The sequence below is a fragment of the Arthrobacter sp. MA-N2 genome (assembly GCF_000517125.1).
GTDB lineage: Bacteria > Actinomycetota > Actinomycetes > Actinomycetales > Micrococcaceae > Arthrobacter > Arthrobacter methylotrophus.
Window position 1 is genome coordinate 1426694 of record NZ_KI912155.1, and the last position, 14849, is coordinate 1441542.

General features: G+C 64.0%; 15 protein-coding genes and 3 pseudogenes. 4 read left to right on the forward strand and 14 right to left on the reverse strand.

Features of this window, described 5'->3' with window-relative positions; genetic code table 11:
- Positions 1-91: 91 nt before the first annotated feature.
- Positions 92-490 (reverse strand): annotated as a pseudogene (locus A3M3_RS24105) (IS21 family transposase); the annotation flags it as partial.
- A 5-nt stretch (positions 491-495) separates the two neighbouring features.
- Between A3M3_RS24105 and A3M3_RS28785 the strand changes: the two are divergent.
- Positions 496-618, forward strand: a pseudogene (locus tag A3M3_RS28785) (recombinase family protein); the annotation flags it as partial.
- A gap of 1108 nt (positions 619-1726) precedes the next feature.
- On the opposite strand, the gene A3M3_RS0107305 reads toward A3M3_RS28785, so the two are convergent.
- From A3M3_RS0107305 to A3M3_RS0107355, 11 genes are read right to left on the reverse strand one after another with little or no spacing between them, the layout of a single operon-like run.
- Positions 1727-2002: a HypC/HybG/HupF family hydrogenase formation chaperone gene (locus A3M3_RS0107305; protein ID WP_028265798.1), complete on the reverse strand. Its 276-nt coding sequence runs from the start codon at positions 2000-2002 to the stop codon at positions 1727-1729.
- Positions 2003-2015: 13 nt separating this feature from the next.
- On the reverse strand, positions 2016-2576 hold the full coding sequence (locus A3M3_RS0107310; RefSeq protein WP_231497203.1) for a hydrogenase maturation protease: 561 nt from the start codon (positions 2574-2576) through the stop codon (positions 2016-2018).
- Positions 2573-2692 (reverse strand): DUF6893 family small protein, encoded by a 120-nt coding sequence (locus A3M3_RS29235; protein ID WP_028265800.1) that lies wholly within the window; start codon positions 2690-2692, stop codon positions 2573-2575. The genes A3M3_RS0107310 and A3M3_RS29235 overlap by 4 nt, the downstream gene beginning before the upstream one ends.
- Positions 2692-4119 carry a hypothetical protein gene (locus A3M3_RS24110; protein WP_051422993.1) on the reverse strand — a complete coding sequence of 476 codons (1428 nt, stop codon included), beginning with the start codon at positions 4117-4119 and terminating at the stop codon, positions 2692-2694. Before A3M3_RS24110 ends, A3M3_RS29235 begins: the two co-directional genes overlap by 1 nt.
- Positions 4116-4769 (reverse strand): DUF6084 family protein, encoded by a 654-nt coding sequence (locus A3M3_RS0107325; RefSeq protein ID WP_028265801.1) that lies wholly within the window; start codon positions 4767-4769, stop codon positions 4116-4118. Before A3M3_RS0107325 ends, A3M3_RS24110 begins: the two co-directional genes overlap by 4 nt.
- The gene (locus A3M3_RS24115) at positions 4766-5464 is read right to left on the reverse strand and encodes a DUF5947 family protein (protein ID WP_051422995.1); all 699 of its coding nucleotides are present in this window, start codon (positions 5462-5464) and stop codon (positions 4766-4768) included. Before A3M3_RS24115 ends, A3M3_RS0107325 begins: the two co-directional genes overlap by 4 nt.
- Position 5465: 1 nt before the next feature.
- Complete coding sequence (locus A3M3_RS0107335; RefSeq protein WP_035741479.1) at positions 5466-6410, reverse strand: NifU family protein; 945 nt, start codon at positions 6408-6410, stop codon at positions 5466-5468.
- A 7-nt stretch (positions 6411-6417) separates the two neighbouring features.
- Complete coding sequence (locus A3M3_RS0107340; protein ID WP_028265803.1) at positions 6418-8211, reverse strand: nickel-dependent hydrogenase large subunit; 1794 nt, start codon at positions 8209-8211, stop codon at positions 6418-6420.
- 30 nt (positions 8212-8241) lie between these two features.
- On the reverse strand, positions 8242-9300 hold the full coding sequence (locus tag A3M3_RS0107345; RefSeq protein WP_028265804.1) for a hydrogenase expression protein HypE: 1059 nt from the start codon (positions 9298-9300) through the stop codon (positions 8242-8244).
- Between the two features lie 30 nt (positions 9301-9330).
- Positions 9331-10143 carry a hydrogenase nickel incorporation protein HypB gene (gene hypB, locus A3M3_RS0107350; protein WP_028265805.1) on the reverse strand — a complete coding sequence of 271 codons (813 nt, stop codon included), beginning with the start codon at positions 10141-10143 and terminating at the stop codon, positions 9331-9333.
- Between the two features lie 3 nt (positions 10144-10146).
- Positions 10147-10476, reverse strand: coding sequence for a hydrogenase maturation nickel metallochaperone HypA/HybF (locus tag A3M3_RS0107355; protein WP_028265806.1), 330 nt, complete (start codon positions 10474-10476; stop codon positions 10147-10149).
- A gap of 93 nt (positions 10477-10569) precedes the next feature.
- Between A3M3_RS0107355 and A3M3_RS0107360 the strand changes: the two genes are divergently transcribed.
- Positions 10570-10875: a hypothetical protein gene (locus tag A3M3_RS0107360; protein WP_028265807.1), complete on the forward strand. Its 306-nt coding sequence runs from the start codon at positions 10570-10572 to the stop codon at positions 10873-10875.
- Between the two features lie 141 nt (positions 10876-11016).
- On the opposite strand, the gene A3M3_RS0107365 is transcribed toward A3M3_RS0107360, so the two are convergent.
- Positions 11017-11640: a DedA family protein gene (locus A3M3_RS0107365; RefSeq protein ID WP_028265808.1), complete on the reverse strand. Its 624-nt coding sequence runs from the start codon at positions 11638-11640 to the stop codon at positions 11017-11019.
- Positions 11641-11697: 57 nt separating this feature from the next.
- Here A3M3_RS0107365 and A3M3_RS0107370 point away from each other — a divergent pair, with 57 nt between their 5' ends.
- On the forward strand, positions 11698-12225 hold the full coding sequence (locus A3M3_RS0107370; RefSeq protein WP_028265809.1) for an O-acetyl-ADP-ribose deacetylase: 528 nt from the start codon (positions 11698-11700) through the stop codon (positions 12223-12225).
- 221 nt (positions 12226-12446) lie between these two features.
- Positions 12447-13710, forward strand: a pseudogene (locus A3M3_RS0107375) (IS110 family transposase).
- A gap of 148 nt (positions 13711-13858) precedes the next feature.
- Here the strand turns inward: A3M3_RS0107375 and A3M3_RS0107380 are convergent.
- Positions 13859-14791 carry an RluA family pseudouridine synthase gene (locus A3M3_RS0107380; protein WP_028265810.1) on the reverse strand — a complete coding sequence of 311 codons (933 nt, stop codon included), beginning with the start codon at positions 14789-14791 and terminating at the stop codon, positions 13859-13861.
- Between the last annotated feature and the right edge of the window lie 58 nt (positions 14792-14849).

Here is a 14849-nt window from a genome sequence, read left to right on the forward strand (position 1 = left end):
TCTTCGCTCATCACAAGACAGACCGTAGTCAGCGAACCAGAATCTAGGCGTCAACCAGCACAAACGCGTGTCGTAGTTCAGTAAACGGGTAGTGGGAGCGGAACAGCACCCACCGGTCGTTCTCCTGCCGCTGCTGGCCCTGCCCAAACACCACGGCGGTGACGGCGCTGGTGAGATTGTTATAGCGGATTTGCCTGACCGGCACGCTACCGATCTCGCTGAACGCCACAATATGGCCTTCCAGAAAGGCTTCCCGGGCCTGCGTCGGGGAGATCCGGTTGATGGCCTTGCCGGAGTGGGAGAGCCGAAAGACGAACATGCAGCACTTCGTCTTCACCCCGTTCAGGACGACCCAGAGTTCACCGAAGTCCACCTCGGCCTCCGCGCCCGGGGCGTGTTCCTGCGGGACAAACACCTCCACCCGGCGGCCGGCTTCTACATCGATCTGCGCCCGTCGGACCCGCACGTAGTCTCGCACGGTCGAATACGACCCCCGACAAGCTCGCGATCGCGTCGGACGCCCGCGCGAAGGGACGCTCCGCTGAGGACGCGGCCCGGCTCGTCGGCTGGAGCCGCGCGGTGCTCTACCGCCACCAGCAGGCGGCTGCCTGGTCATGAAGGATCGGCTGTCGGCCGAAGACCGCGCGGCACTGCTCCGGCAGCGCGACCGAATGGGAACAATGGCAACGGACCGGGCAAACCAACGCCGAGCCCGTCCCTGCCCGCGTGCTCGAAGCCAGAACGGCATTCTGGACCTCACCGTGACCATCAGCCCCCGAGAGATCGACCGGCAACTACCCCGGACGTGCCAGAAGCTCTCATTTGCCGTCGAACGCCTGGGAAGGCAACATCGACGTCTTCGAGCACCGCGACTCCCGGGCATCCGGCCTGACCGAACTCCTCATCATCGAGGAGGCCAGCTCAACAGCATCACCAAGGAAGCGTCGAAGCAGCCCGCGAAACCCTGCGCGAACGCAGCGACCGCGCCATATAACGCCGCGAAATACACGCCAAATACCGCGGAGAATTACACCCCCCGCCGGAAATGCCCCGTCGGAAACCCCGTCCGGAACATTGCTCCCAACTCCAAGGCCTGCCCATGCAATCATGGCAGCCACGGTGAACAGGAAAGGGAGCGATCTCAAGGGAAAACCACCTGCGCAAGAATTAATCAGGCATCTTAGTAATTAGGAAACGGAAGAAGTGATCGAATAATCTCGGTTGATTCAACTAACCAGATCCCGCTCGAAGTCGGGCCATTGAATAAGATGTGGGCTGCGCCGCGGCCCGCTGGTCTGCATGACGGAATTAACCAGGGGAGGCCCGCTTCTTCGACCAGGGGGGATCAAAAGAGGGGCCTCCCCCGGAAACTGCCCCCCAATAAAGAATTTCAAGGGCGCAGAAGTAGATTAGCAGGAGATCTCCTCCCTGCGCCCCAAAATCGCGAAGTGATGAATCTACCTGCCGTATTAAGACCTCAGCAGGACGACATTATTCATTACTAACCTTGTCAAACCACCCGAACCTTTAGGGTGGTCTCGAAAGAGCTCTCGACATTGGGCACGATGGGGATGGAAATAGAAATTCAATGCGATACCGATACTTAGAGAAGGAGCGCCGGCGCACCCGCCGGTTCAGGATCGTCTCATATGTGCTGCTCGGGGTGCTCGCGACAGCCACCATGGCCGTTGTCTCGTACGCAATGACCAGATAATGCCCTGGCATGTCACCTCTCGACGGCGGCCTCCCCGGCTTCCGCTTGCGGTTCCCGTGACTGCCCCATCAACTCCAAACCGCTGAGGGCACGTTCTGCGCCTTCGGCATCCACGCGCTCCAAGGCGAATCCCATATGAATGAGGACCCAGCTGCCGGGCTCCAGCGGACCGTCGTCCAGGAGCCCGATGTTGATTTTCCGGTGTACCCCCGCCACGTCCACAAGCGCGAGCTGGTTGCCATAACCGTCGAGAAGCTCGATTACCTGGCCCGGTATTCCAAGGCACATGATGGACGCTCCTTCAAGCCGTAAAGGATGGGTTGACGAGGACATGGCGGGCGAGGAGGGACACGACGGCGGAAACGGCCCCGGGCACGGCGGCGGACACCGGGTCTGACAATCCGATTCCCTCGCTCACATCCGCGGGCACGCAGCCCACGACGTACGTGGTGGGCAATTCCCCGCCGAGCGTGCGAAGCCGCCCCAGCACTGCTGCGGGATTCATACCGTGCGGGTCCAAAGCCGCGCGCCCGTCGAGATGCTCAGAACGGATTCCCATCACCCGAACGCTCCCCGCCGGGGAACCCGTCCGCTCCCCATTTTCCTCGGCCGGCACCGCGTCCACGAGGACCAGGACCTCCACTCCGTCGAGCAGATCGTAGGCCAAATGCATCCCCCGGATCCCGTAATCCACCACCCGGACCTTGGACCCCGACAGCCGGGAATCGGACGCCAATTGCTGTGCCACCTCGGGGCCGAAGCCGTCGTCGCGCAGGAAAATATTGCCCACGCCTGCCACCAAGACGCGGGCTGCCGCTTTCAGCGCAGGCACGGCAGGCACTTCAGCAGGCACGGCGTTCACATCCGGCGCACCTTCATGTAGCGCTGGATGTCCGGGATTGAACGAAGTCCCACATAGACCGCGCCAAGACCCACAGCGGCAAGCAGCCAGACGGTCGCCATTCCTATAACCCTCATCACGGACCTTCCTTTCCTTCCTGCATTGTCGAATCGTTGCCGGGCAGCACCGATCCAAGCGGTTCCAATGGTTCAAGCTCATCGGGCGCGTAGTAGAAGGACCTGCCGTAGCCTTCATGGAGGTCCGCTGCCGGGTCCTGCTCGAGCACCAAACCAACGTGGGTGCTGCCGTCGACGTCGAAATGTACGCTGGTGACCCTTCCTGTCTGGCCGGCGAAGAACAGGTCCTGCGCATCCGCCCGCCTCCGGGGATTGACCCGCACCCGGCTGCCGCGCGCCACCGGAACACCTTTGATCACGACGGAGTCCACTTCCGGATGGACCCTTGCCTCCGCCTCGGGTTCCCACCAGGGCAGCTCCTCGGCGGTATCGGGGGCTAAGGAATGCGGGTTGCGCAGGATTCCGTGAAGCTGCTGCAGTTCTTCGGGGGACATGGCCTCGCAGCGGTCGATGATCGCCGCCGCGCGCGGGTCGGTGGCCCGGGCCTCGGCCTTCTCTTCTTCAGTGAGCGTCAACACCCGCAGCGTCAGGATCTCGTCGATCTCGGTGGAGTCGTACAAGGCCACTGAACTTTCCGGGGCTACCACGGGGTGGTCGTACAGGATGATCGGCGAGACCAGAAGCACATCACATTGCCCCTCCGGACCGGCAAGCACAGGCCAGCAACGGTGCTGGGCACACGATTGAACGGCTCCAAGCGCCGCGTCCGGGGGGTCGAGAAGCGAAACAAAATCGGCATCATGTGCACTCAAAAGCACGTGCGTTCCGATGAACGAGAGGGCTATGGCGTCCTGTTTGCCCACCGGTTCCGGCAGCGCACTGGCGGTGTTGACGGCGGTCACGCGCAATCGGACCAGTCCGTTGTCGACGCGGGCGGCTTCCAGCTGGACGTCACCGTGGAGCGCACGACGGCGGCGCACCAGGCGGCCGGCCAGCGTCGCCGCACCCGCGGCCTCAGGGTCCGCGGCGTCCGAGTCCAAATCCTCGACGTCGGTGCCGCCGGCGATCTCGACCGGTACAAGCAAGAGCCCGCCCGCTGCCATCAAATCAGCCACGGAAAACGGCCCCAACGTGACTTCCTGCTCGATCGCTTCGTCCCAGCTCAGCCAACGCCTGGCCCCGATGGTGAGCTCGTCCACGGGACTGAACCCTCCGCCGTCGACCGCTTTTTCCACCGTGCGGCTCTGAAGCTGCAGGAAGCGGAGGTGGACCTCCACTGCGGCCTGCGGACCCGGGTTGAGGAGGCAATCGGCGAACATGTCCGGCTCTTCCCCCGCCCCTGCCAGAGCCGCCCCCGGCGGACCCAGGATCCCGAACTGCCAGCGGGACTGGTTCTTCTGCGAGGATGCGCGGTAGGGGTACAGCAGATAGCCCTCGTAGAGGACGGCGTCCGCGACGGCGCGTGCAAGGCTCAGGCTCATGTTCATGGCAACGCCTCTCCCGCCACCGCGGTGTTGCCGGAAAGCAACGCCTCCACGGTCTCGTCCCATGAGGTGAGGCCCCGCGCCGATTTGTACCGCGACAGCGCCGCGAGCACCTCCCGGTCCAGGCGGATCCACCCGGTGTTGGGAAAATAGAGGTCCATCAACTGGTGCCACGCAGCGACAGGAAGGCGGTAGGACGCCTCAAGGTCCCACGGCACTTGTTCCACACCGAACCCTGTCAGGCCCTTCGTGAAGACGGTGCCGGAGAACAGGAACTCAAGCGGGATCTCGCCCTCGCGCAGGGCGTGGAGGTACTTAGAGGCCGCGACGTCGAAGTCGAAGGTGCACGGCAGCGCGAGGTCGACGTCGGCGGCACCAGTGAACCCCTGCACCATGGTGCTGCACTGCAACCACAGGAAAGACTTCAGGGTGGACGGCCACCGGCCGCGCTCGCCAAACAGGTCAAGCAGGCCCGGTTCCTCCTCCGGAGCGTAGCCGCGGCGCTGGGGGAGGATGCGCACTTGGCAGCGCAGCGCGATGGCGTGCACCTGGGCGCCGGTGGACTCCGTCACCCGCAGCCGGGCCGTTAGCTGCGGGGCAGCAGCGTATGGCTCGGGGTGGACATCCAGCACAGTGAAGGCGAGCATTGTCATTGCGGGCCTCCCGGCACGGACATGCGGCTGTCGTCGTGGCCGCGGTTGTCCTCGCGAAGGGGCTTGCTTCGCGAGCCGACCCGCGCGAAGAATTCGGCGAGCTGATCGCGGGCCTCTTGTCCGCCGTCGAACCCTCGCCAGACGCGCCGGAGCTGCCCGACCAGTTCGTAACAGGCGTCCACGGGGACCAGATGGCAATCCGCCTGCGGACGATCGGCGCCGGGGCCCCGGATCAGGAGCGCCTCGGTGTCCGGAGCAGCCACGGAAAGCGCGGGATTGCGTGCCAACACGGCGTCCCAGGCGTCGAGGGGGAGTTCGGATTCGGTCGCGCCTGCGGGACCGGGATAGAACGCGACCGTCCGATCAAGCGTGGAACTCCGGAAGAAGAAGGCCAAGCCCACGGGAATCTCCAGCTCATCCCACTGGCCTGGACCAAGCTCGAAGTCCGGGAAGGAGAGGTACCTGTCCGGAACGGAACGGTAACGCAAGTGGGCGGTACTGTCGGTGAACAGGAGATAGCAGGGCCGGCAGGTGCACATCATGGCATGGCTCTCGATGTCCACTACGTGCTGGTGCTCGTCGGGGATAGGCTCCCCGCACATCTCGCAGCGCTCGCCGGCTGCCGGAGCCGGCCTCACGGAGGCGATCCGGCGCAGCAAGGCAAGCGGCAGGCCGTTTGCGCTCGTGCCGGCCATCTCAGCTCCCATGCCCGGAGGTCGCCGGGACGGCCACTGACATCACGCCGTCGCGAACCAACAAGGGCAGGGGATCCAGATGCACGGCCTTGTCCTCAAGGCAGGCGCCGGCCCGACGCACGTCGAAGTGGCTGCGGCAGCTGGGACAACGCAAGAGGCCTCCGCCAGTGGGAGCCGCGAGGGCCCGTTGGAGGGCCGCCCCTTTCATGGAGCCCATGCAGCGTGGGCAATAATCGCGGTAAGCGTAGACGTCCTGGCCCGTCCGGCAGGCCAACACCGGGTAATCGCCCACGAGGAAGCCCGCCACCTCGCCGGGTTCAAGGCCCGCGAGCTCGGGCACCGGCTCCCACGATCCGGAAAGCTCTCGGGACGGGGGCCCGACGGCGGCCGTCCCGAGATCGGCGACCCGCACCATGAGCGCTTCCACGGGGATAAGCGCAGGCGTGGCGGCATGCTTTTCCTCTTCGACCACTTCGATCGAAGTCACTTCAGGGGCTGCGGTTTCGATCGCCTCCTCGACGGCGTACTTGAGCGTGACCGACGACGACGGGCAGCCCTGGCACGTGCCGAGCAGCTTCAACCGCACCACGCCCTCCGGGCTGGTGTCCAACAATTCCACGTCGCCGCCATGCGATCCGAGATACGGCCTCACACTGTCGAGCGCCGCGGCCACTCTTTGTTCCAGGTTGTGCGGGTGCAGCCCGTGGATGATCAACAAGCCCGACACGAGCCCATCCGCGGCCAGCGCGCCGAGAGTGTCGTCGTCGAGCTTTCCTTGGTCATCGAGGATTTCCAAGATCCGCTCGAGCCCGGCGCCGTAGAGATCGGTCACCTCCCGCACGAGGTCCTCGGCGCGTCCGCGGGCAACTGCTCCGCCGGCGCCGAGGGCATCGAGGAGGGTGCTGATTCTGTCGCCCGCCTGCTGCGCCCGGTCCCCGCCGTGCATGGCGCTCTTACTCCCCAGTCAGGGTCTGGGTGGGGGAGTGCAGCTTCTCCAAGGTCTGGCCGTTGCCCAGGTACATGTGGACGCCGCAAGGAAGGCAGGGGTCGAAGCTGCGGACCGTGCGCATGATGTCGATGCCTTTGAAATGCTCCCGATCATTCTCCTCGAAGATCGGTTGTCCTTGCACGGCATCCTCGTAAGGTCCTGCGGTTCCGGACGAATCCGTGGGGCTCGCGTTCCATGGGGTCGGGGGATACGGGTGGTAGTTGGCGATCTTGCCGTCGCGGATCACCATGTGGTGGGACAGGACGCCCCGCACCGCCTCGGTGAAACCGCAGCTGATGGCTTCGTCCGGGACCGTGAAGGTTTCCCAGGTCTTGGTGCGCCCGGCACGGATCTCCTCCAAAGCCTTTTCCGCGAAGTGCAAGGCTGCCGCGGCGGCGTAGGCCTGGAAGTAGGTCCGGGCCCGGTTGCGTTCGATGGTGTTGCTCCACTGCGGAACTTTCCACTCGAAGGACACTGGACCCTTCAACGCGGTCTTCGGCAGGTTGATTTGCACGCTGGTTCCGGTGGCCTTGATGTAGCCGATATCCACCAGTCCGGCCAGCGCAGTCGCCCAGAGCCGGGCCAGCGGTCCGCCGCCCGTGTCCAGTGCAAGGTTGTCCTGACCGTCGAACCACCGCGGAGACATCACCCAGCTGTACTTCTCCGAGAGATCCCGCTTTTGCGGCCTCGGGTTGGTGTGCTGGTTCCACGGGTGCCTGCGGTCCACCGGGTTGCCCAGGGGATCGCGGGTGACGAACATTTCCTGATCTTCCCAGTCCTCGTAATAGGAGGACCCGAGCATGATCCGGATGCCCAGGTTGATGCGAACCAGGTCTGTGGTGACGAGCTTGCCGTCCACCACCACTCCCGGGGTGACGAACATCTTCCGGCCCCACTGCGTCATGTCCTTGTATTCGAAATTGCAATAGTCCGGATCCTGGAGGGAGCCCCAGCAACCAAGCAGCGTGCGGCGCAGGCCTACTTGTTCGTAGCCAGGGAGTGCTTCGTAGAAGAAGTCGAACAGGTCGTCGTGCATGGGGACGACCTTCTTCATGAACTCGACGTAGCGCATGAGCCGCGTGATGTAGTCCGTCATCAACTGGATGGTGGCCACCGTTCCTACGCCGCCCGGGTAGAGCGTGGAAGGGTGCACATGGCGGCCTTCCATGAGGCAGAACATTTCACGTGTGGCACGGCTGACCTGCAAGGCTTCACGGTAGAACTCGCCCGTGAACGGGTTCAACGAGCGCATGATGTCTGCGATGGTGCGGTAGCCGTGTTCGGCCTCGTGCGGTGCGCGGGTGTTCTCAGCCTTGGCCAGGACGCCGGGGTTGGTTTCGGACACCATCTTTTCGCAGTAGTCCACGCCCACCAGGTTTTCCTGGAAAATGTTGTGGTCGAACATGTATTCGGCCGCCTCGCCCAGGTTCACAATCCATTCACCGAGGTTCGGCGGCTTCACGCCATAGGCCATGTTTTGTGCGTAACAGGAACACGTGGCGTGGTTGTCGCCGCAGATCCCGCAGATCCGGCTGGTGATGAAATGGGCGTCCCGCGGGTCCTTGCCCTTCATGAAGATGGAGTAACCCCGGAAGATTGAGGACGTGCTCTTGCATTCCACAACCTGGTTGTTCGCGAAATCGATCTTGGTGTAGATGCCGAGGCTGCCGACGATCCTGGTGATGGGGTCCCAGTTCATCTCCACCAGCTTGTTGTTGCCCGTTTCGCTCCCGGAATTCATCGGAATAGTGGAGGTCATTGTGCTTCGCCTGTCTGGAAGAGGGGGTGGTTACCAAGTGCGCTTCGCGCCAGTAAGGAGTTCGCTTCCGGGCCGGCGCCACTTGGGCTCCTGGTCCAGGGTGTGGGTGGTGATGTTCCGCAGTGCCCTGATCGCGGAGCCGTAGGGCTTGATCGAGTTGGTGGACAGCTTGCCTCCGGGAGGCTCGTCCATGAACGGCATGAACTTGTCCGGGAAGCCGGGCATGGTGCAGCCGATGCAGATCCCGCCGACGTTCGGGCAACCGCCGATGCCGTTCATCCAGCCGCGCTTGGGGACGTTGCACTTGACCACCGGACCCCAGCAGCCGAGCTTGACGATGCACTTCGGCGAGCCGTATTCGGTGGCGAAATCGCCCTGTTCGTAATAGCCCGCACGGTCGCAGCCTTCATGGACCGTCTTGCCGAACAACCACGTTGGCCGCAGTGCGTCATCCAGCGGAATCATGGGGGCTTGCCCAGTCGCCTGGTACAACAGGTAGGTCATGGTTTCGGAGAGGTTGTCCGGCTGGATGGGGCAGCCAGGCACGCAGACGATCGGGATGCCGGCCTTGGACTTCCAGTCGTAGCCTAAGTAGTCGGGGACTCCCATGGCGCCCGTCGGATTGCCGGCCATCGCATGGATGCCGCCGTACGTTGCGCATGTTCCTGCGGCGATGATCGCGGTGGCCTTTGGCGCGAGGCGGTCCAACCACTCGCTCGTAGTTATCGGTTGACCGGTGTTGACGTCGTTGCCGAATCCGCACCAGTAGCCGCCGTCGTCGTGCAGTTTTTCATTGGGGATGGACCCCTCAACCACCAGGACAAAAGGCTCCAGCTCACCGCGGTCAGCCTTCCGGAACCACTCGAGGAAGTCATCGGCTCCCTCCTGGGGGCCGCACTCGAAATCGATCAGTGGCCAGTGCATGGCGATGCGTGGCAAGCCGGGCAGGGCGCCGAGCGCGATCTCCTCGACGCTTGGTTGGGTGGCCGCCGTCAAGGCGACCGAATCGCCGTCGCAACTGAGTCCGGCGTTGATCCACAGCACGTGAATAAGGGCTTCTTCGGCCTTGAGGGAAGTTTCGGTAGGCATCGTTGCCTCTTTCAGTGGCCCGAACCGGGCTCAATGTGCGTCTGATAGAGATTCAGTCAAGGAATCTGACCGGGATGTGGAGCCGTCTAGCCAGTCATACCAAGCGGCAAGGCCGTCACCTGCAGTGGCGGAGAGAACCAGGAAATCGGTGCGCGGGTTGATCTGCCGGATCTGCCGCAAGCAATCGTCGACGTCGAAATCAACATAGGGGAGCAGGTCGGATTTGTTGACGATCACCAGATCGGCTGCCATGAACATGTGCGGGTATTTCTGCGGTTTATCATCGCCTTCCGTCACCGAAATGATGACGACCTTGGCATTTTCGCCGAGGTCAAAGAGTGCAGGACACACGAGGTTGCCGACGTTCTCGACGAAGACCGTGGATCCCGGCTGCGGGTCCAAGGCGTCGAGTCCTCGCTGCAGCATATCGGCGTCGAGGTGGCAGCCGGCTCCCGTGTTGATTTGGATGACCGGACGGCCAACGGCCCGGATGCGGTCTGCATCGAGGGAGGTCTCCTGGTCGCCCTCGATGACGCCGGCCTGCAGTTTCGCGCCGAGGTCGGTGAGCGTCCGGACAAGGAGGGTGGTCTTGCCCGCTCCGGGGGAACTCATCACGTTCAGCGCCTGGATTCCGCGGCCGGCCAACCAACCGCGGTTCCTCGCCGCGAGCAGGTCGTTTTTGGCGAGCAGGTTTTGCTCGAGCGTGATGGTTTCGGGGTGGTGCTCGTGGTCATGGTCATGCGGGTGTTTGTGGGGGTGTTCGTGCGGGTGGTCCAACGTTGCTCCATCGAGGGCAGAGACCCTGGTGTTCGTCTCGTCGCCGCATCCGCATGTTGTACACATTTCTCAAGCCACCTCCACAGACATCACCATGAGTTCGCGGCCGCTGAGCACTTCGACGTCGGCGCTTCCGCATGGACAAAGCAGGATCAGGTCGTTTAGTTCAAATTCCGTGCGGCAGTTTCTGCATCGAGCCAGGCCTCGTGGTTCATCGATCTTCAGTTGTGCTCCGGCGAGCGGGGTATCTGCGCAAACAATGTCGAAGCAAAAACGCATGGCGTCAGGCAGCACGCCAGAAAGCGGTCCAATTCTAAGATTCACGCCGGTGACTGTCCGTTCTCCGGTACGTTCCAGAACGGCATCAACAAGGCTCTGCGTGATTGAGAGTTCGTGCATGCTGGCACTCCTTCCTGCCAAGATAGGCTTGCTCAGGACAAAGCGCAACCACCCACCTGGGTTCATAAGTGAGTGAGCGTTTAGGGTTGAGGGATGCCGTCGTTCCAAACCAAGTTGAAGATCACCGGGCTCAAGCCGGGCAATCCACCGGAATCGGTGATGGCCGCGGCGGTTAAGGCCATGGAAACACGACACCACGTCGAATCCAATCAATTGGACATCGTTGGCGGCGTCCCCCAGATCAGCCTTCGTTTCCTCGTGGAGCCGCGCGACTATCCGGGCGAGAACAGCGAGGCCCGCGCGTCGGCAGCCATGATGCGCGACGCCGTCGAACGCGTGGCCCTCACAGGGAACCTTTACGTGCTGCGCCGTATGCGGGGGAAATGGTCGCCGGTCTGAGCCAGACGTCGGGGGAGCGCGTCACGCCCGGCAGCTTTTCGCGGACGTCGACGGCGCACGCCCCCTGAAATTCGCGGCACAACGACGCGCGGCACCCCAAAAAGTCGCTCAGCGTGACGGCGCTGCCCGTCGAAAGGGCAGCTAAAGATGGGGCGGCTGGCCCGGCTCGTCAACCGGCGAACGGTCTCCCCGGCGGCGCGTCACGATCAGACCCACCACGACGCCGATCAGCAACCCCATGCCGACGCCGATCAGTGCGCTCGCCCAGAACGGAAGCTTCGTCGTCGAGCCGGCAAAGTAACCCAGCCCGACCTGCCACGTAGCCCACAACAGGCCGCCCAAGCCCGCGCACAGACTGAAACCGCGGGAGGAAACCTCGGCAATTCCCGAAGCGGCCGACGCCGCAAGCCGGCCACCCGGGATGAACCGAGCGCCGATAATCGCGCCGTAGGTGGAGGAACGGCCGGCCCTGGCGATGGCCCGGTGGATGCCCTGATGGACTCGGCGGCCCCAGACCCAGCGGTCCAGGATATGGCCCAAGCGGCGTTTGAAGAGTTGAAAAACCATCATGTCGCCCAGCCAAGAGGCGACGGCGGCCAACGAACCCACCAGCCACAGATTGGCCTGGCCCTGCGCGGCAAGTGCGCCACCCGTGATCACCAGCATCTCCGAAGGGATGGGCGGGAAGAAGGCATCGCCCACCACCATGGGGATGATCCAGACATAGATCGCGGCTCCCCAGCCATCGGCGGTGGTGATGTCCATGGGCACAAAGTACCGCACTCTGGTGCATCCGCCGGAGCGTCGTGCAAGACTGGCGCCATGCGGCTCGAAATCCTGCAAGGCGACATCACCACGCGCGACGTCGATGCGATCGTCAACGCGGCCAACTCATCTTTGATGGGTGGCGGCGGAGTGGACGGCGCCATCCACCAGGCCGCAGGCCGGGAGCTCCTGGCGGCGTGCATGGAGGTTCGCGAGCATTATCCGGGCGGTTTGCCCGTGGGGCAGGCCGTGCACACCCCTGGATTCAGATTGCCGGCGCGGTGGGTGATCCACACAGTTGGTCCCAACCGGCACGCGGGGCAGAGCGACCCGGAACTGCTGGCTTCGTGTTTCCGCGAGAGCTTGCGGGTAGCCGAATCGCTCGCTGCGGGGTCCATTGCCTTCCCTGCGATCAGCGCGGGGATCTACGGTTGGGGCGCGCGCGAAGTCGCCACTGTAGCGCTCGACGCCGTCCGGCGCTTCGACGCGGACCGTCCCGGTGCGCTGGACCTGGTCGAGTTTGTGTTGTTCAGCGCAGAAATGACCGACGTGTTCCGGGATGTGTTTGGGGTTCCGGAGGGCTGATCGAACCCGAGCGCCCCGTGTTCGGCGGCTCGTCGGACGCTCGTTACCTTTTTCGTAGCCCTTTCCTGGTGCAGGATATGGGTGTGTTGGCCTGCCGTCCCGGCATGATTGTGACGCTCTGTCGATGCATGATCCTGAGCGTGTTGTCACCGGGGCTTGGCAGGTGCCAGGGAGACCGCTAATAGGGGCAGGACAGTTTGGGATCGTCGTGCGTAACGTGGATGCCGGGCCCTGACACCGCTGACGGGCCGGCACTGGAGGATGACCCGCGACTGGAGGTGCCAGGTGATCAGAAACCACGAAACCGTTGACGTTTTCATTGGCTTGGACGTCGGCAAGGGCGAACACCACGCCGTTGCCTTGGACCGGGCCGGGAAGAAGCTGCTGGACCGGGCATTGCCCAATGACGAGGCCCGGATCCGTGAGATCCTGGCCGAGTTTCAAGGCCACGGACAGGCGTTGCTGGTCGTCGATCAGCCCGCGACGATCGGGGCGCTCCCGGTGGCCGTGGCCCAGGCCGCCGGCATGCCCGTCGGTTACCTGCCGGGCCTGGCGATGCGGCGGATCGCGGATCTGCACCCGGGAGAGGCGAAGACCGATGCCCGGGACGCGTTCATCATCGCCGACGCCGCACGCACCATGCCCCACGCCCTGCGCTCGGTCCAACTCGCCGACACCCAGCTCGCCGAGCTGAGCATGCTCTGCGGTTTCGACGATGACCTGGCCAAACAGATCACTGCGACTTCCAACCGGATCCGCGGTCTGCTCACCCAGATCCACCCGGCACTGGAGCGTGTTCTTGGCCCGCGCCTGGACCACCCTGCCGTGCTGGACCTGCTGCGGACCTGGCCCACCCCGGAGGCCTTGCGTCATGCCGGCCGGCGCCGGATCGGGAACCGGCTGGGAAAGCTCGCGCCCCGGATGGGCGAACGCCTCGCCGATGAGATCATCGAGGCCTTGGGCAAGCAAACCGTGGTCGTGGTCGGCACGAACGCCGCCACGATCGTGCTGCCCCAGCTCGCGGGCATGCTCGCCGCGTTCCACGAAGCCCGCGCTACCGTTTATGCCCAGGTCGAAGCCCTCGTGGAGGCCCACCCTCTTCACCACGTCCTGACGTCACTGCCGGCGGTCGGCGTCAGGACAGCAGCACGGATCCTCACCGAAGTCGTCGGGAAAGACTTCGCCTCAGCGGCGCACCTGGCATCTTACGCAGGCCTGACACCGGTGACCTGGCGATCCGGGACCTCCATCCGTGCCGACCGCGCCTCCCGGAAAGGCAACAAAGTCCTCAAACGCGCCCTCTACCTCTCCGCCTTCGCCGCACTGAAAGACCCGCTCTCGCGCGCCTACTACGACCGCAAACGAGCCGAAGGAAAACGACACAACCAAGCCCTCATCGCCCTCGCCAGACGCCGCTGCGACACCCTCTACGCCATGCTCCGAGACGGAACCCTCTACCAAGCACGAACACCCACAGCAGCTTGACAAAAAACATAGGGGCACGCTCACGTATGCGGGTGTTTGCCCGGACGCTCGCTCACGTATGACCGCTGCATGGCCAACCCTCCTGCAGATATGGCCCTCAAGTGGACAATGTTCCTTCACATACGCGGGTGAGGGTTGGGGGAGGCCGTCAGGCGGGGTGGGCTTCGTCCAACTCGAGGCCGCTCCGGTATTCCACGGCTCGCCCAGTGATGGGGTCAACGAAGCGGATGCCGCGGGCCAGCAATTGCAAGGGCTTGGAGTAGTCGTCCGGGGCCTTGTCCAGGAGCTCGGGATAGAACGCGTCGTTCACGATTCCCAGCCCGAGCGATGCCATATGCACCCGAAGCTGGTGGGTCTTGCCGGTGTGGGGCTCCAGCCGGTACAGCGCGCGGCGAGCCATGCCGCCGTCGAACGTTCTCAGCAGCTCAATGCGGGTTTCCGCGTTGGGTTCGCCGTCGATCACTTCGGCGAGGAGATAGCTGCGGGACTTGGTCATGCGGTTGCGCACAACGGCCGGGAGCTCGACGGCGGGAAAGCCTGCGGCGGGTGCCGCGGCAGAGACGCACTCGTACTCTTTTTGCACTTGACGCTTCTCGAAGAGCACCTGGTACTTTCCTCGGGTCTCCGGGTTCGTGGAGAGCAGCAGGACTCCGGCGGTCATGCGGTCGAGGCGGTGCATCGGGACGAGGTCCGGCAGGTCCAGCTGGTTCCGGAGCCGGACGAGTGCCGATTCCTGAATGTAGGTCCCGCCCGGGGTGGTGGGCAGGAAGTGGGGCTTGTCGACGACCAGGAGGTGCTCGTCCTGATGCAGGATGCTGATCTCCACTGGCATGCGCGTCTCCGGGGGGAGGGTGCGGTAGTACCAGATGAAGGTGTGTTCTTGGAGAGGGGTGCGGCGGTCAAGGGGCGCACCGCTCTCGCCGACAATCTCGCCGGCGTCGAACCTGTCCTCGATACCCTGCGGGTCGATATGTCCCCAGCGATGCATCATGTAATCCATGGCAGTGTCCCAAGGTCCCTCATCCGGGAGGCGCAGGCGGGTGGCGTTCACGCCGTCGCGCACTGGAAGGGGGGATTGCATCACCGGTCTATTCTACCGGCGCGCCCGGGGCGCCCCTGCCGGACCGGGCGCCCCGGGC